This window comes from Rhodococcus sp. (in: high G+C Gram-positive bacteria), assembly GCF_049299235.1.
Classification (GTDB): Bacteria; Actinomycetota; Actinomycetes; order Mycobacteriales; family Mycobacteriaceae; genus Rhodococcus.
This window is the reverse complement of record NZ_JBAQXC010000176.1, coordinates 1-16,687: the sequence shown is the minus strand read 5'-3', so window position 1 is coordinate 16,687 and position 16,687 is coordinate 1. Positions and strand designations below refer to the sequence as shown.

The 16,687-nt window shown below is 68.0% G+C and carries 13 protein-coding genes; 7 read left to right on the top strand and 6 right to left on the bottom strand.

All coding sequences use genetic code 11. The features are described 5' to 3' along the window. Nucleotides 1-224 precede the first annotated feature (224 nt). Together WAX14_RS10635 and WAX14_RS10630 are read left to right on the top strand one after the other, a co-directional pair. Entirely contained in the window at nt 225-2,486 is a 2,262-nt protein-coding gene (locus WAX14_RS10635) for a hypothetical protein (RefSeq protein ID WP_422628045.1), read from the top strand. Between the two features lie 178 nt (nt 2,487-2,664). After that, complete coding sequence (locus tag WAX14_RS10630) at nt 2,665-4,059, top strand: ABC transporter substrate-binding protein (RefSeq protein ID WP_422628044.1); 1,395 nt, start codon at nt 2,665-2,667, stop codon at nt 4,057-4,059. Nucleotides 4,060-4,101: 42 nt separating this feature from the next. On the opposite strand, the gene WAX14_RS10625 is transcribed toward WAX14_RS10630, so the two are convergent. After that, on the bottom strand, nt 4,102-6,765 hold the full coding sequence (locus WAX14_RS10625; RefSeq protein WP_422628043.1) for a LuxR C-terminal-related transcriptional regulator: 2,664 nt from the start codon (nt 6,763-6,765) through the stop codon (nt 4,102-4,104). Nucleotides 6,766-6,869: 104 nt separating this feature from the next. Further along, nucleotides 6,870-7,076: a hypothetical protein gene (locus WAX14_RS10620; protein WP_422628042.1), complete on the bottom strand. Its 207-nt coding sequence runs from the start codon at nt 7,074-7,076 to the stop codon at nt 6,870-6,872. Nucleotides 7,077-7,271: 195 nt separating this feature from the next. Here WAX14_RS10620 and WAX14_RS10615 point away from each other — a divergent pair, with 195 nt between their 5' ends. Further along, nucleotides 7,272-7,931, top strand: a complete 660-nt coding sequence (locus WAX14_RS10615; protein WP_422628041.1) for a GAP family protein — start codon at nt 7,272-7,274, stop codon at nt 7,929-7,931. Nucleotides 7,932-7,990: 59 nt separating this feature from the next. Here WAX14_RS10615 and WAX14_RS10610 read toward each other — a convergent pair whose 3' ends face one another. Continuing rightward, nucleotides 7,991-8,425, bottom strand: a complete 435-nt coding sequence (locus WAX14_RS10610; protein WP_422628040.1) for a DUF5709 domain-containing protein — start codon at nt 8,423-8,425, stop codon at nt 7,991-7,993. A 119-nt stretch (nt 8,426-8,544) separates the two neighbouring features. On the opposite strand from WAX14_RS10610, the gene WAX14_RS10605 reads away from it, so the two are divergent. The 3 genes from WAX14_RS10605 (at nt 8,545) to WAX14_RS10595 (ending at nt 12,459) form a co-directional block, all read left to right on the top strand. Further along, entirely contained in the window at nt 8,545-9,441 is an 897-nt protein-coding gene (locus tag WAX14_RS10605; RefSeq protein ID WP_422628039.1) for a DoxX family membrane protein, read from the top strand. Nucleotides 9,442-9,622: 181 nt separating this feature from the next. Then, a complete protein-coding gene (locus WAX14_RS10600; protein ID WP_422628046.1) occupies nt 9,623-11,908 on the top strand; it encodes a HelD family protein in 2,286 nt (761 codons plus the stop codon). A 236-nt stretch (nt 11,909-12,144) separates the two neighbouring features. Continuing rightward, nucleotides 12,145-12,459: a DUF732 domain-containing protein gene (locus WAX14_RS10595; RefSeq protein WP_422628038.1), complete on the top strand. Its 315-nt coding sequence runs from the start codon at nt 12,145-12,147 to the stop codon at nt 12,457-12,459. 46 nt (nt 12,460-12,505) lie between these two features. Here the strand turns inward: WAX14_RS10595 and WAX14_RS10590 are convergent, their stop codons facing one another. The 3 genes from WAX14_RS10590 to uvrB form a co-directional block, all read right to left on the bottom strand. Beyond that, nucleotides 12,506-12,958 carry a universal stress protein gene (locus tag WAX14_RS10590; protein WP_422628037.1) on the bottom strand — a complete coding sequence of 151 codons (453 nt, stop codon included), beginning with the start codon at nt 12,956-12,958 and terminating at the stop codon, nt 12,506-12,508. Between the two features lie 166 nt (nt 12,959-13,124). After that, nucleotides 13,125-13,997 carry an SCO6745 family protein gene (locus tag WAX14_RS10585; RefSeq protein ID WP_422628036.1) on the bottom strand — a complete coding sequence of 291 codons (873 nt, stop codon included), beginning with the start codon at nt 13,995-13,997 and terminating at the stop codon, nt 13,125-13,127. A gap of 11 nt (nt 13,998-14,008) precedes the next feature. Continuing rightward, a complete protein-coding gene (gene uvrB, locus WAX14_RS10580) occupies nt 14,009-16,162 on the bottom strand; it encodes an excinuclease ABC subunit UvrB (RefSeq protein WP_422628035.1) in 2,154 nt (717 codons plus the stop codon). Between the two features lie 81 nt (nt 16,163-16,243). Here uvrB and WAX14_RS10575 point away from each other — a divergent pair. Continuing rightward, a partial coding sequence (locus WAX14_RS10575; RefSeq protein WP_422628034.1) for a DUF402 domain-containing protein occupies nt 16,244-16,687 on the top strand: 444 nt, incomplete at its 3' end.

The window sequence follows — 16,687 nt, the reverse complement described above, 5'->3', positions numbered from 1 at the left end:
GGTTGTGTCGGTCACGTCGAGGTCTTTCGGATGGATGGCGTAGGAACCTCCATCGTCGGGAGACCTCGACGTCTATCTGCGGACCGACGCGCCCGACCGACCTACACCCTCATCTGGGAAGAGCCGGAAAACATCTGTTCGGCTGGACGCAACCGAGGCTGCCGGACGACTATACCCCGCCGGAGGTCGATGACGGGCCCGCACCGGATCGGACGACCGCGGTATTGCGCTCCGTCGTTCCGTCGGTGCTGCCGCCCCGCAGCGGCGCACCGGCGGCATGCGGGTGCGCCGAACGATACGTCGACGGGAACGGTGACACATTCCGCGGCGCCGGCTTCGGTATCGCACTGTCCGGCGGTGGCATTCGCTCGGCGAGCTTCGCGACGGGGGTGCTCCAGGCGCTGAGCGTCAGCCGTGGACGCGGCCACGGCGACTGGTCGCTCGAGAACTCCGACTACCTCGCGACGGTGTCCGGTGGCGGATATCTCGGCATCTCCGCGCACATGCTGCACCACGCCACCGAACACCCTGCCGGGTACGCCGCGTACGGGCCGGGTTCACCGGAGTTCACCCGGTTGCGCGAGCACCACCGGTACATCGGCCACGGTGCGACGCTGTGCCGCAATGCCGCGAAGCTGGTGGCCGCGACAACCCTCAACCTGCTGACCATCGTCGGTATCGTGTACCTGCTCGGATTCTGGGCGAGCCGGGTGTGGTCGTGGTTGCCGCTCCCGACCGGAGATCACCCCCTGTGGGCGCCCGCGATCGCGGCCGCGGCGGTGATCGGGCTGCTGGTGCGCGAGTTGTTCCACGCGGACGGCCTACTCGCCGAGCGGCGGTGCCGTGCCACCACCGTGGCGCGGGTGGTGTCCGGGTGGCTGGTGTTCGCCTCGTTCGTCGCCGCCGCCGCGACGATCACCGCCGATCCGCCGATCGTGGTCGGTGTTGTCGGCGTTCTGGCACTGACCGGTCTCGGCGCGACGTGGGCAGCGCGCCGGTCCCCACCGGAAGAGCAAGCGCGCCGGTCCCCACTGGAAGAGCAAGCGCGCCGGTCCCCACTGGAAGAGGCCGAAGTGCGGTCGCATCGCGGCGGTCTGCGCTTCGCCGGGCGGTTCGCGTTCGAACTCGCGTGGTTCGTCGCCGGCTGGTCGGTGGCCGCGCTCGGCGCCGCGTCGTGGTTCTTCGGGTTCGGGGTGGTGACGGACGGGGTTGTCGTCGTCGCGACGGCCGTACTGATCGCGTTGCTGCTGCTGATGGACCAGAGCCTGGTGTCCCCGCACCGCCTGTACAAGCAGCGCTTGGCGTCGACGTTCTCGATTCGGCGGGCGGCGGGCGGCAGGGTCGAGCACATTCCGTACGAGAAGCCGACGTTCCTGCCCGACTGGGCGAAGCCCTATCCGGTCGGTGACGGGAGCGGTCCCGCGCTGCTGGTGTGCGCGACCGCGAACGTCGACGACCTGTCGATTCCGCCGGGTGGCGAGCGGGCCGTCCCGTTCGTGTTCGCCCACGATCACGTCGGATCGCCGGAACTCGGGTTCTGGACGACGTCGCAGTTCATGGGCGCGCTCGGGCGGCGGCTGGCACGCGACGGCACGTTGCAGGCCGCGATGGCGGTGTCCGGCGCGGCGATCGCGTCGGGCATGGGGACTCGCGCCCGCATTCCGACCGCTGGCCGGTTCGTCGTGCTGGCGAATCTGCGGTTGGGGGTGTGGCTGCCGAATCCGCGGTCACAGTGCCGGTGGCCGTCGGAGAGCACGCTGCGGGGCCGGTGGGTGCGTCGACGCCGCGGCAGTTGGCTGATCCGCGAGGTGCTCGGTGTGCTTCCCAGCCGGAAACGGTTCGTGTATGTCAGCGACGGTGGGCATCTCGACAATCTGGGGTTGCTCGAACTGATTCGCCGCCGGTGCGCGACCATCCTCGTCGTCGACGCCAGTGGTGACGGCATGCTCGCCACCCGGACGCTGGACGAGATCATGGAGGTCGCGCGGCACCACTTCGGCATCGGGTTCGAGCAGCGTGGCAGCGGTGTCCGCATCCGATCCGAGCGTGGACTCTACGACCTTCGCAGCGACCGGGTGACGCGGGACTGCGTCGAGACGATCGACTTCACCTATCCGCAGGTGGGTGACGCCCCGGCGGCGACGGGTCGCATCGTGTTCGCGAAGGCGACGTTCGCCGACACACTCGCCGGTGATCCCGACGCGGAAGCGGCGGCGCGGCGGGTCTGCACTGATTTCCGATCCCGATTGTGGCCGGGCAGTGCCCGCACGGTTCCCAAGACGACGACGGTGAATCAGATCCTGTCCGACACGGTGTTCGACGCGTATGTGGAACTCGGCCGCGCCGTAGGTCGGGTTGCCTTGCAGCGCTTGGGTTGTCCGGAGCCCGAGCCTGAATCCGAACCCGCGCGCGAGTGGCCGCGGATGACGGAGTTCACTGCTGCGCCCGCACCCGCCGGGAACGGGTTCCGTCGCGAACCACGGTAGCCCCGACCGAATTGTCCGATCGCGTTCGGCGAAAACCGTCCCGGAAACACGCCGGGTCGATATCTTCATTCTCCAAGCCGGAGAGTCACATTTCCCTTATGGGTAAGAGCACTTCGCCCCTTCGGCTCTGCTGCCCGATCACGTCGATCGGGCAGGCCCACACGACCCGGGGACACACATGACGCGACATCGACCATTCCTCGCCGGACAGCGACGCACCGTCGTCGCGGTTGCAGCACTCGCCGTGCTCGCGAGCGGCTGTAGCGGCCGCACCGACACCGGCGACACCGGCACCACCGGCGGCGGCACCTCGGCCACGTCCGCGGACTTCGGCGATCTCACCGACGTCTGCCAAGGCGGGGACGCCACCACCGCCACCACCCAAGGCGTCACCGCCGAACAGATCGAAGTCGGTGTCTTCAGCGACATCGGCTTCACCAAGAACTCCGAATTCGTCGACGCCGCGACCGTGTTCACCTCCTGGTGCAACGACAACGGCGGCATCAATGGCCGCACCCTCGTCGCCAACACCCGCGACGCGAAACTCATGGAACCGCGTCAACGCATGATCGAAGCCTGCCGCGACGACTTCGCGCTCGTCGGCGGCGGCGCCGGACTCGACGGCCTCGGCGTCAAAGAACGCCTCAACTGCCTGTTGCCCAGCTTCCCCGCCCAAACCGTGCAGGAGCGTTCCGCCGGCGCCGACCTCGAAATCAGCGCGTCCCCGTCGAAGATCCCGGGCTACGACAACTACACCGGGTTCCGCACCTGGGCGCTGAACGAGGCGTATCCGGATTCGAAGGACGCCGTGGGTCTCATCAACGGCGACTCGGCGATCACCCGAACCGTGCAGGAAATGACCCTCGAAACACTCGACGCGATCGGCGCGAAGGTCGTGTACAGCGAGCTGTATCCGACGATGGGGGTGTCAGACTGGACGCCCTACGCCCAGTCCATCAAGAACAACGGCGTCAAGGGCCTGATCTTCATGGGCAGTTTCGACCAGCTCGCCAAACTCGAAGAGGTCCTGACCAACATGGACTACAAGCTGGACTGGATCGACCCGAACAACAACGCCTACAACACTCAGTTCCTCGAACTGCTCGGCAAATCCGCCGACTACCAGAACAACATCGTCGACCTCAGCGGCATGGCCCCGATCGGAAGCGACGAACCCGCCGTCGAACAACTCAAAGCCCTCTACGCGAAGTACGCGCCCGACGCACCGATCACCCTCCCCGCCATGCGCGCATGGTCTGCCTGGCTACTGTTCGCCAAGACCGCCGCTGCATGCGGTGACAACCTCACCCGCACGTGCCTCTACACCACCGCCCGACAAGAAACCGCATGGACCGGCGGCGGCCTGCACGCCGCGACCGACCTCGAGAATCCCATCCCGCCGCAACCCTGCTTCAACGTCGAAACCGCGACCTCGGACGGCTGGGAACCCGCCGACTTCCACCCCGACAACGGTCTCTACCGCTGCGACATCCCCGCCCGTCCGTTCACCGCCGATTTCGGCGCACCGATGACCCTCGCCGAGGTCGGCAAAAGCATGAACGACGTGCAGTAACCGAACGTACCGATCGCCGATGCCACCACGGGACGGAACGGCTCAGAGCAACCCGCAGCGCACGGCGGCCGCGATGGCTCCTCCCCGCGAGGTGGCATCGAGCTTGCGATAGAGATTGCGGATGTGGGTCTTGACCGTGTTGACCGACACGTGCAGATCATGTCCGATCTGGTCTGCGGTGCGACCGGACGGGAGATGCGCAAGCACCACCCGTTCGGTCGCGGTCAGGCTCGGTCGGTGCGCGGTATCGGCGAGCAGATGCCGGATCCGATCCACGAACGGCGTGCCGATACCGCGTCGATGCGCGAGAACCGTGAGCACCTCGACGGTCACGGAACCGCCGTCGAGGAACGGCCGAACCAGATTCTGCGGTTCGGCCAGGGTCAATGCCTGCTCGGCGGATCGGTGCATCGCATCGTGACGGTCGAGCCGATGCGCGGCGAGCGCATCGAGCCACCACGCCGCCACTGCCGTGCCGAACGTCGCGGCACCGGCATCGAGGGCGGGTGCCAACGTCGCGCGCGCGGCGCTGTGATTGCCACGAGCCTGATACACCATCGCCCGGCACACCGGAGTGTCGTCACCGTCGTGGTCCTGTCGCAGGCGACGGACGAGGTGCTCGGCCTCGATCAGGCGGCCGGTCCGGATCAGCGCCGCCGTGACGTAGGGCAGCAGGCCGGTGTCCGCTGCCGGGCCTGGTGGATCGTCGAGGAGCGATTCGAGGTCCACCGATGCGGCGGAACCACCCGCCAGGGCATACAGGTCGCGGAGCAGTCGCATCTGCTGGTATCGCACCGATTCTGCGGTAGCCGATCGCCCTGTCGGCTGGTCGATGCCGAGGACCCGGTGGCACACTGCATCGAGCGGAACCCGCAGGTCGAGCACTTCCCCCTGCAGATAGCGCACGAACGCGACCAGCACGGCGATCGTCTGGATGTCGGGCTGATCCAGTAACGAATGCGCGACGGCGATCTCAACGGCGTCACCGGAGGTCCGGGCCATACCGCCGAAGTCGCCGGCACGCCCGAGGCCGCACGCGCGGAGGGTGGTGGCACGCAGACGGAGCCGCGGGTGCCGCGCCAGGTCGGCCAGGGTCTCGGCCTGGGCCAGTAGCTCGTCGGCGGTGTTCCGGTCGGTGTTCCCGACGGCGACGCCGCGCGCGATCAACCGGTACGAGTCGAGTTCCGGATATCCGGTTGTCGGCAGCGTCGCCAGGTCTGTGACCGCCGCCGCCGGCGGTCGCTGTCCGATCGCCGCAGCGATGCCCACCTCGACGGCTGCGGCGAGGGTCGTCTCGACCAGCAGGTCGATATCGTCGGCGGTCGAGACGGGCAGCGTATCGAGGAAGGCTCGGGCTCCCGAGGGTGAACCTCGCTCGAGTGCCGCGACGGCGTGCAGCAACCGCACCACGGTGGTGTCCGTCGATGCGTGGCCGTCCAATCGGGCGAGCAACTCGGTACCGCGGCGGCCGAGCACCACAGCCGTCCCGTACCGGTGCAGAAGGTCGGAGACGCCACACTCGTCGTGGATGGTCAGCAGGTGTGCCAGGGCGTCGACCGGTGAACCGTCGGCAAGAAACCAGTCGGCGGCGGAGTTGTGCAGGCGCACCTCGAGATCCGGGTCCGTGCGGTGCAGTTCCGCCCGCAGATGTGCCCGCAGGAACGGGTGGCAGGTGTGCCACGGGCCGGTGTTCCCACCGCCGCCGACGTGCAGTAGGGGAAGGCCGAGGCGGTCGAGCATCGTCAGTGCGCTGTCCGCGTCGCAACCGGTCAGGTGCTCGGCCAAGTCGGCGGTGAACGCATCGACGACGCTGATGTCGAGTAGAAAGCGCACGAGATGTTCCGGTAGCGCCACCAGCAACTCCCCAACCAGATGGTCGGAGATCGGATGAGGTGACCTGATCAGGTCGGCGACGGCGCTGTGGCGGTCGTGGTGGGTGTGCAGGTAGATCGCGGCGATCCGGATGAGCGCTGCCCAACCGTGCGTCAACTCCCGCAATGCCGCCGCGTCGAGTGCGGGCAGGGCACTGTCGTGCTCGGCGAGGATCGCGGCGACCTGCCCGGTGTCGAGCGCGAGGTCCTCCCAACCGATCCTGGCGAGGGCCCCGGATGCCGCGTAGGTGTGCCACGGCAGTGGCGGTTCGTGCCGGGCGGCGAAGATCACCGTCACGTTCGGGGCGGTGCCGCACACCACCTCGACGAATCGCGTCACCTCGGCGAGCACCAGCGGATCGCGGAGAAGGTGCGCGTCGTCGAGGACCAGGGCGATCGGGTGCGGGTGTCGCGCCAGCGCCGCGGCGAGGATCTCGCAGTGCCCGGACTGCGGGCCGGGGTTCGGCGCCGGGGGCAGCGCGATCCTCGTCGCAGCGGGCAGCGCGGCCTCGACCGCGTCGCGGACGGTGGTCCAGAATTCGGCCGGATCGTCGGCCTGGCGGGCTACCGTCACCCACACCGCGGTGGTCGCGCCGTCGAGTCGGTGGCTGGCCCAGTCGGCGAGCAGCACGGTCTTGCCTGCCCCGGCGGGGGCGCAGACGAGAACAGTCGACGTGTTCGGTTGCCGGATCACCGTGTTCAGCATGGTGTGGAGACGGCGGTGTGGTTGCGGCGCGATCGACGGTGCAGGCACCGCGATGCCGGCGGAGCGGTCGATGTTCGTGTGCGTCGTGCCGCGGAGGCGGCCCTGTACGTTCTCGGCATGCAGCGACATCGGTCGCCCTCCTCGGCCGGTGACATCCGAACGACATTCCCCGCGTGGAGATTACCGGGTACGCAATCACTTCGTCGGAGGTTTCCCGTACCGGCAGACACGGTTCAATCCGGCAGTCGGCGCATCGCGAGCAGCGTCAGACCCAGATCGTCGATTCGTGCGAGCATCGTGCGCATCACAGTCGGATCGTCCGTCGATACGAATAATGTTGTACTGGAACATTTTTCGTCTCGATTCTCCCGACATTCGGGGAACGCGCCGAGGACCCGATCGGACAGCACACCGTCCACGACGAACTGGTACTCCGTCATGTCGCTCCTCGTGTTTCGTCGGCAAGTCGAGGTCGACTGCGCTGTCGGTCGGCGGCCGCAACAGCCCGTGACCGCCACCATCCCCGGTCACACCGCTCGTGCGCATCATCCGTTGCGGATGAAGTGCGACGGCAACCGGCGATTCACCCGGTTCGGGTGACGCGATGCGTCGGGACCCGGCGCTAGTGTGCTTCCATGGGAACGATCATCGGTGAGTTTCTTCCGCTGGCGGTCGGGGTCGCGATCTCGCCGATCCCCATCGTCGCTGCGATTCTGATGCTGCTGTCGGCGAACGCCGGCAGCGCCAGCACCGGTTTCGGGATCGGTTGGGTCGCGGGGATCTTCGCGGCCACCGGCATCGTCACACTGTTGTCGGGCGCGTTCGACACCTCGGATGCCGGCGGTTCGAGTGGGTCGGTGTCGTGGATCAAGGTTGCCCTCGGGGCGCTGCTGGTGGTGCTGGCGGTCAAGCAGTGGCGCGACCGCGACGACAGGTCGGTCCCGAAATGGATGCAGGCGATCGATCGGCTGGGCTTCCCGAAGGCGGCCGGGTTCGGGGTGGCACTCGCGGCGGTCAACCCGAAGAACCTGCTGTTGTGCGTCTCGGCGGGCCTGGTCATCGGCACCGGCGGTCTCGGCACCGGCGATGCCGTCGTCGCGCTGGTGGTGTTCACGCTGATCGCGGCATCGAGCGTGCTGGTCCCCGTCGTCGGGTATGCGGTCGCCGCACAGCGCCTGCGCGCACCGCTCGACACCCTCAAACAATGGCTGCAGGCGAACAACCACCAGGTGATGGCAATCGTGCTGGTGATCATGGGGGCCGCGGTGATCGGCAAGGGACTCGGCGGGCTGTGATGAGGAACACCGGGACGCGGAACACCGGGACGCGCCTGCGTTCACCTCCCACGGGCCCGTCAGTCCTCGTCGTCGATGACGTGCACCGCCGCCTCCTCCGCCGAGGCCGCTCCCCCGTCGATCCCGACGTCCCCGGCCCACAGTTCGGCCTCGTCGTCGCTGCCGACGCCCTCGTCCGGAGAGACGAGACGTCCGGCACGCCGGCCGCCGACCTCGCCGAGGTAGCGCTCTCCCGCTCGCACCTCGTCGATGTCCGGTTCCGCGGTGTCGAACGACGGGTCCGGTTCCTCGGCCGCGATCCTGTGCGCAACACTGTCGCCGTAGCGCACCTCGTCGCCGGTCGTTCCTGTCGCGTTCATCGCCAGCGGTCGCTCGGGCGGCGAGTAGCCCTCGTCGAGCACATCGGCGACACCGCGATCGTCGAGCGTATCGGCCGGTTGGAGCTGGTCGTCCTCGTCGACGCTGTACTCACCGCCGTAGTCGTCGCTGTTCATGCCACCAAGAATGCCCCCGGGAGTGCCGCCGCGCACGGATCTGCACCGAACAGCGGGGATACCCCCCGCGATCCTGGGGTACACGACAGGATGAAACGAAACCCACCACGGGAGGAAGCATGATCCTTCGCCGAATCGCCCGCCCGATGCTCGCCACGATCTTCGTCGCCGGTGGCATCGGTGCCTTGCGGGATCCATCCGGGAGCGCCACCGCGGCGCAACCCGGCCTCGATCAGGCCAGGGCAGTACTGCCGGACTCGGTCACCGACCGCATCCCGGACAGCCCCGAGGCCCTCGTGCGGATCAACGCCGCGACCCAGATCGGCGGCGGTGTGCTCCTGGCCGCGGGTAAGGCACCCCGACTCGCGTCGCTGATCCTGGCCGGCACACTGGTGCCCACCACGGTCGCCGCACACGATTTCTGGAATGTCGACGACCCGGCCACCCGAGCTATGCAGCGCACCCAGTTCTTCAAGAACGTCAGCCTGCTCGGTGGCCTGCTGATCGCCGCTGCCGACACCGAGGGCAAGCCGTCGATGGGGTGGCGTGGCCGGCGAGCCGCCCGGCACGCCCAGAAGAAGGTCGCCGCGGCCTGGCCCGGTCACACCGACAGGACCGATGCCCTCGACGACGGGATTCAGGCCGTCACCGAACGCGTCCGCGCCCTGACCGGGGATGCCGCCGATCTCGCGGAGTCGGCTCGCGACCAGGGCAGTCACCTGCTCGAGGTGGCGAAGGACCGCGCACCGGACATCGCCGACGCCGCACGCGAGCGCGGTGCGGAATTGGCCGAGGTTGCCCGGGAACGGAGCGCCGAACTACTCGATGTCGCACGCGATCGCGGTCCCGCGCTCGCCGACTCGGCGCGTGCCCGCGGGGCCCGCTGGTGGGAATCGGCGCGCGATCACGGATCGGAATGGGCGCACCTCGTCGAGGAACGGGCCGCGCAGCGGGGACGGGAAGCACGTGAACGCGCCGAGGATGCGCTCGAACGGCGACACCGGTTGCACGGCTGAGTTCTCGCCTGGTGGTGCGCGGCGCCGCGGGCGGCACTAGACTTCTCGGGCAATTCTGTCGACGCACGCACCCCGCGTCGGCGCAGCACGATCCCGAGGAGATCCTTTGCCGTCCGACGGCCCGTCCCGCCCTGGTCACGACTCCCACCCCGATCACGACAGCGAGCAGGGGTACCTGTCCATGCTGTACGGGCACCTCGATTCGCTGCGGGAGTACGCGCAGACGCGGCTCGGTCGGGTCCTTCTCGAGACCGGCGGCACACCGCAGGCACGCACGGAACGCGAATCGTTCACCCAGATGTACACCGACGACCTCGCCAAGTACGACGCCGCCGAGCACGGGTTGTGCTTCGGACGGATCGATGTGCACGACGCCGATACCGAGGCCGCCGGTCCGGGTGCTGCCGGCGCGGGGAATTCGGACGGCATCGACGACACCGAGGTCCGGTACATCGGCCGACTGGGAATCCTGGACGAGGACAACGACTTCGAGCCGCTGCTCCTGGACTGGCGGGCACCGCTGGCGCGGCCGTTCTATCTCGCAACCCCCGCAGCGCCGGAAGGCGTCGTCCGCCGCCGTCACATCCGCAGCCGCGGGCGCACCGTGACGGCACTGAACGACGAGTTTCTCGATCTCGACGTCGCGCAGTCCCATGGCACCGCGGCGCCGGCGGGCGGGGTCGCCGGCGAGTCGGCCCTGCTCGCGGCACTGAATGCGGCGCGTACCGGTCAGATGCACGACATCGTCGCCACGATCCAGTCCGAGCAGGATGCCATCATCCGCTCCGAGCACAGGAGCGTCCTCGTCGTCCAGGGCGGCCCCGGCACCGGCAAGACAGCTGTCGCGCTACATCGGGCCGCCTATCTGCTGTACACGTACCGCAAACAGCTCGCGAAGGCCGGCGTGCTCATCATCGGGCCGAACTCCACGTTCTTGGACTACATCGGCCAGGTATTGCCGTCGCTCGGCGAGACCGGTGTCCTGCTCTCGACGATCGGCGACCTGTATCCGGGTGTTCGCGCCGAACTCGAGGATGTGCCTGCCTGCGGCGAGATCAAGGGTTCGCTCGACATGGTCGAGGTACTCCGGAAGGCGGTGCGGGACCGTCAGGAGGTGCCGGCGAAGCCGGTACCGCTGATGTTCGACTCGTACCGGATCGTGCTCGACCGCAAGACCGTGACCAGAGCGCGGGGGCGTGCCCGTTCGTCGCGCCGGCCACACAACCTCGCCCGCCCGATCTTCGTCTCCGCTGTGGTCGAGTCGCTCGCCGATCAACTCGCGGCGGCAATCGGCACCGACCCGGTCGACGGAGGAAATCTGCTCAGCCGCGACGACATCGCCGACATCCGGTCCGAGATGCGGGCCGATCCGGACATCTTGTCGGCGATCGACTCGCTCTGGCCACCGCTGTCCCCACAGCAGGTTCTGTCCGATCTGCTCGCCTCCGCGGACCGGCTCGCGGCGGCGGCGCCCGCCCTGACCGACGAGCAGGTGGATTTGCTGCATCGGCCACAGCCACACGGCAGGTTCAGCGCGGCAGACGCGCCGCTGCTCGACGAACTGGCCGAACTGCTCGGCGTGGACGATGCCGCAGACCGGGAACGTGCCTCACGTCGGTGGCGTCGCCAGATCGCCGACGCCCAGGGCGCACTGGACATCCTCACCGGTTCGGCGCCGCAGGATCTGGAGGACGAATTGGATCCCGAACTGCTGATGGCCTACGACCTGATCGATGCCACGCAACTCGCCGAGCGACAGGACCTGCGCCGCCACGAAACCACCGCCGAGCGTGCCGCCGGAGACCGGACCTGGACATACGGTCACGTCATCGTCGACGAGGCGCAGGAGTTGTCGGAGATGGCGTGGCGCATGTTGATGCGGCGCATCCCGAACCGCTGGATGACAGTGGTCGGCGATACCGCGCAGACCGGGGACCCGGCGGGCAGTTCGTCGTGGCAGCGGGTCCTCGAACCGTATGTGGCGAACCGGTGGCGGAAGGCGGAGTTGACCGTCAACTACCGAACTCCGGCGGAGATCATGCGGTCCGCGCACGCGGTACTCGCCGAAATCGATCCGGGGCAGGCACCTCCGCGGTCGGTGCGGGAGTCCGGGTTCGCGCCGTGGGCGCGGTATGTCGATGCCACCGATCTCACGGAGGCGGTGCAGCAGGTGCTCGCCGGGCACGACGGTCCCGGGTTGATCGCGGTGATCGTGCCGCATCGTCTGGCCACCGCCTGGGCACACCTCGACGGGTCGTCGACGCGGGTCGCAACGGTCCGCGATGTCAAGGGGCTCGAGTTCGACGAGGTGTTGATCGTCGAACCCGGCGACATCGTGGACGAGTCGCCGCGTGGGCTCAACGACCTCTACGTGGCGCTGACCCGTGCGACGCAGCGGCTCGGGGTTTTGTACACCTCGGCGCTACCGGAGGTGTTGGGCGGGTTGCACGAACCCGCTGAATGCTGACCCTCGCCGCATCTCGACAATCGACTCCGATACCGCGATCCGTGAGTATCGAGATCATTTCGCGACTTGCGCGCGGTAGGTTCCGATCCGGATCTGCGGGGGCAGGAGTCAGGAGGCACAGCGTGGTGGGGTACGGCTCGAGGCGTCGTGTGGGTCGTCCCGCGGCGGGCTTGGTGATGGCCGCGGTTGCCGCGAGTACGGTGGCTTGTTCGTCCGCGACGGCCTCGGACGGATCCGTGGCATCGTCGACGCCGAGCGCTTCCCGCTCTTCCGCGCCCGCTGTCGCCGAGCAGCCGTTGCTCGATGACCGGGCGCTGCGGTTCAAGAGTGCGCTCACGGCGGCAGGACTCGCGTCCGGACTCACGGATGGGACGGTGTTGGCGGTTGCCCGAGGGTTGTGCGATCAATCGGCCGCCGGGGTTCCCGAGGAGACCATCCTCGCGATGGTCCGGCCGATCGCGGCGTACTCGGCATCCGTGTCCGGAGTCGGTTTGTCGGACGACGATGCGGCGTGGCGCTTCGTGGAGACCGCGCGGGCCGCGTACTGCTGACCGGTCGCTCGCCCCGGGACGTGCCCGGAGCGAGCGAGAACGCGGGTCAGCGGACGGTGTGGACGATCAGAACATCGGACGTCGACTTGCGGGCGACATCCGACGGTACCGAGCCGAGAAGCCTGCCGGTAATGGTGTTCAATCCGCGATTGCCGATGACGATGAGGTCGGCATCGAGTTCGTCGACGAGGTCGAGCAGCGTATCGACGGGAGCTCCGACGACGGCGCGTTCGACGATGTTCTTCGCTCCGGCGACGACCGCCTTCTCCCGTGCGGTGCGCAGGATCTCGTTGCTCGGCGCAGAACCGGTGACCTGGTATGCGTCGGCACCGAGCACGTCTGCGGCATGTGCCGAATCCTTGGGGTCCGCGGGGTAGTAGGCGCACGCGATGACCAGGGTGGCTTCGGCGTCTCCGGCGAGAGCGGCTGCCTTCTCCACGGCCCGGTACGACGATTCGGATCCGTCGGTTCCGACGACAATGGTCCGGTAGGCGCTCATTCAATCCTCCATCGATATGGGTGCTCGGTTCCCGTCGAGGTGATCTTGGTCCGACCCTCCGACGGGCTGCGTCGACAGTAACCGTCCGATCGGTACGGATGGTGCGATTAGGTCAGATGCCACACCGCGCGCGGCATCCGCCGGACACCACTCACAACAGTTTCTGTTACCGCGCGTCACCATAACGTGGACCGAACAGCCCCGACGGGAAGAGGCCCGAGTCGATGATCGTGTCGCGCCACGGCAACGCAAGGTCGAGGAGCCGTTCCACACGCGACTCCCCGAGCGTCGCCCACGGCACCGCCGCGAGGTCGTCGGTGAGGTCCTCGACGAGTTCACGTACCTCGAAGCCGTCCTCGGTGAGCTCGCCACGATCGTCGAGCAGTTCGCGGTCACCCAACTCCGACGAGGCGACCGCCCATTCGTCTTCCGTCCAGCCACGGCGAGTGCGAGCGAACTGCGCGGTGAACCCGATGCCGCTGGCGGTGTGGGTGATCAGCGCCTCGATGCCGCTCAGCCCCGCCGTCTGCAGTGCCGCGACGTGACCGTCGCCGCGGTACTCACGCAGCAACGTCAGCGCGTGCCACAACACGAGATGCGGCGCCTCCGGCCACGGCAGATCCGCGTGCGCCGCGTAGAGCGCCCGACCGTCCGGCCCCGGGATCGCCCGCGCCGCGGTGGCAGCGAGTTCCGCGGCCTCGGCCATGTCCGGCGATTCGACCACACCCGGACCGAGCAGCCTGCGCAGCGCGGCGTCGACGCCGGCAAGCCGAGCGGCGGTCACGGCCGACGGGGCCGCATCCTGCCATGCCGCCGGGATCACCGTCGCCACCAGCCGGGGGCTGAAGTTGTAGAAGACGGCGGTCACCACTCCGGATCCGACGGCACCGAGCGCCGCCGACCGGGACGCGAAGTAGCGGGCACGGCCGGATTCGAGGCCGGCGGCGCCGAGCGCGTCGTCGACTTCGGGTGCGAAGTATGCCAGCGAGTGCAGCAGGTCCAGGGAGCGGGCGGCGCGGCCGGCGGCATGGGGATCCATGCGTGGTGACGCTACTGGAGACCCGCGGCGTCCATGCCGCGCAGTTCCTTCTTCAGATCCGAAATCTCGTCCCGCAGGCGCCCGGCGAGTTCGAACTGCAGATCACGTGCGGCCTGCATCATCTGGTCGGTCAACTGTTGCACCAGGTCGGCGAGTTCGGCGCGCGGCATCGACTTGACGTCCTCCCCCTCGTACACCCCGGCGCTGACGGCTCGGCCGGCCTCGCCCTGAGCGCGCCGGCCACGGGAGGCATTGCGGCCCGATCCGGCGATCTCGACGGAGTCGTCGGCTTCCTCGTAGACCTGGTCGAGGATGTCGGCGATCTTCTTCCGCAGCGGCTGCGGATCGATGCCGCGCTCGGTGTTGTAGGCGATCTGCTTCTCCCGGCGACGCTCCGTTTCGTCGATCGCCCGAGCCATCGAATCGGTGATCTTGTCGGCATACATGTGGACTTCACCCGATACGTTGCGGGCCGCGCGGCCGATGGTCTGGACGAGGCTGGTGGTGCTGCGCAGGAAGCCTTCCTTGTCTGCGTCGAGGATCGCCACGAGAGACACCTCGGGCAGGTCGAGGCCCTCTCGGAGCAGGTTGATGCCGATGAGCACGTCGTATTCGCCGAGGCGCAGTTGCCGGAGCAGTTCGACGCGGCGCAGCGTGTCGATGTCCGAATGCAGATACCGGACCCGGATGCCGAGCTCGAGCAGGTAGTCGGTGAGGTCCTCGGACATCTTCTTGGTCAGCGTGGTGACGAGGACGCGTTCGTCGCGGTCGGCGCGGTCCCGGATTTCGTGCACCAGGTCGTCGATCTGCCCCTTGGTGGATTTGACGACGACCTTCGGGTCGACCAGCCCGGTGGGCCGGATGACCTGTTCGACGAATTCGCCACCGGCCCGGCCGAGTTCGTACGGTCCGGGGGTCGCGGACAGGTAGACGGTCTGGCCGATGCGCTGGGTGAACTCTTCCCAGGTCAACGGCCGGTTGTCGACGGCGGAGGGCAGCCGGAACCCGAATTCGACGAGGTTGCGTTTGCGCGACATGTCGCCCTCGTACATGGCGCCGATCTGCGGCACGGTGACATGGGATTCGTCTATGACGAGCAGGAAGTCCTCGGGGAAGTAGTCGATGAGTGTGGCGGGCGCCGATCCGGCGGCCCGGCCGTCGATGTGCCGCGAGTAGTTTTCGATACCCGAGCAGAATCCGACCTGCCGGATCATCTCGATGTCGTACTGGGTGCGCATCCGCAGCCGCTGCGCCTCGAGCAGTTTGCCGCGGTTCTCGAGGTCCGCCAGCCTCTCCTCGAGTTCGGCTTCGATGTCGTGCACCGCGCGTTCCATCCGTTCCGGCCCGGCAACGTAGTGGGTGGCCGGGAAGATCCGTAGCGAGTCGACCTTGCGGACCACGTCGCCGGTGAGCGGATGCAGATAGTAGAGGGCGTCGATCTCGTCGCCGAAGAACTCGATGCGGACGGCGAGTTCTTCGTAGGCGGGAATGATGTCGACCGTGTCGCCCTTCACGCGGAACGAGCCGCGGGAGAAGGCGACGTCGTTGCGGTCGTACTGCACGTCGACGAGCAGTCGCAGCAGCGCGTCGCGGGGGACCTCGACGCCGACTTCGAGCTGGATCGAGCGGTCCAGGTAGGACTGTGGGGTGCCGAGGCCGTAGATGCAGGACACCGAGGCGACGACGACGACATCGCGGCGGGACAGCAGTGCGGACGTCGCCGAGTGACGCAGGCGTTCGACATCGTCGTTGATCGACGAGTCCTTCTCGATGTAGGTGTCGGTCTGCGCGATGTACGCCTCGGGCTGGTAGTAGTCGTAGTACGACACGAAGTACTCGACTGCGTTGTGCGGCAACATTTCCCGCAGTTCGTTGGCGAGTTGGGCCGCGAGGGTCTTGTTCGGTGCCATCACGAGGGTGGGCCGCTGCACGCGTTCGATGAGCCATGCGGTCGTCGCGGACTTGCCGGTGCCGGTGGCACCGAGCAGCACCACGTCCTTCTCCCCCGCCGTCAATCGACGTTCGAGTTCGGCGATGGCCGCCGGCTGGTCGCCGGCCGGCCGGTGATCACTGACCACCTCGAACCGGGCTTCGGTCCGTTCGATGTCTCCGACCGGCCGGAACTCGGAGTGTGCGACGACCGGATGCTCACTTGCGAACGCCATGCGGACCAGCGTAGGCCGTGCCACCGACAGGATGTGTCCACCGACAAGACGGGCGCGTAGCAACGCCATAGCGTTCTGCCCATGCCCGCCGCGAAGCTGCATCACGTCAAGAGCGAGTCGTTCGATGTCGACGCCCGCACCAACACCGACCCGAAGGGTTTCGTGCGGCCGGTCGACGAATACCACGTCGAGCCGTGGGGTCTCTACATGGCCCGGCCGTCGGACCACCCGAAGTTCGACTACCTCGAATCGTGGCTGTTGCCCGATCAGGGACTGCGCGCATCGATCTTCCACTTCCGGCCGGGATTCGAGCGCGACCAGGACCGATACGTCGATGTGGGCAGGTTCTGGTCACACGGCTCCGTCTGGCATTCGCACGACCACTACCTGGATCTGGTGGTTCGGACCGGCCGCGGCACCACCGTCGAGGACGTCGACGAGTTGTTCGCCGGTGTCGCCGCGGGTCTGCTCGAACCCGAGGACGCGGAACGGGCCGTGCACATCGCGTTGCGGGCCGTGGACGGC

What these genes read in the sequence shown, in the direction of transcription:
- WAX14_RS10630 (WP_422628044.1), top strand. Translation starts at nt 2,665, where the DNA reads ATGACGCGACATCGACCATTCCTCGCCGGACAGCGACGCACCGTCGTC.
- WAX14_RS10625 (WP_422628043.1), bottom strand. Translation starts at nt 6,765, where the DNA reads ATGTCGCTGCATGCCGAGAACGTACAGGGCCGCCTCCGCGGCACGACG.
- WAX14_RS10620 (WP_422628042.1), bottom strand. Translation starts at nt 7,076, where the DNA reads ATGACGGAGTACCAGTTCGTCGTGGACGGTGTGCTGTCCGATCGGGTC.
- WAX14_RS10615 (WP_422628041.1), top strand. Translation starts at nt 7,272, where the DNA reads ATGGGAACGATCATCGGTGAGTTTCTTCCGCTGGCGGTCGGGGTCGCG.
- WAX14_RS10610 (WP_422628040.1), bottom strand. Translation starts at nt 8,425, where the DNA reads ATGAACAGCGACGACTACGGCGGTGAGTACAGCGTCGACGAGGACGAC.
- WAX14_RS10605 (WP_422628039.1), top strand. Translation starts at nt 8,545, where the DNA reads ATGATCCTTCGCCGAATCGCCCGCCCGATGCTCGCCACGATCTTCGTC.
- WAX14_RS10600 (WP_422628046.1), top strand. Translation starts at nt 9,623, where the DNA reads ATGCTGTACGGGCACCTCGATTCGCTGCGGGAGTACGCGCAGACGCGG.
- WAX14_RS10590 (WP_422628037.1), bottom strand. Translation starts at nt 12,958, where the DNA reads ATGAGCGCCTACCGGACCATTGTCGTCGGAACCGACGGATCCGAATCG.
- WAX14_RS10585 (WP_422628036.1), bottom strand. Translation starts at nt 13,997, where the DNA reads ATGGATCCCCATGCCGCCGGCCGCGCCGCCCGCTCCCTGGACCTGCTG.
- uvrB (WP_422628035.1), bottom strand. Translation starts at nt 16,162, where the DNA reads ATGGCGTTCGCAAGTGAGCATCCGGTCGTCGCACACTCCGAGTTCCGG.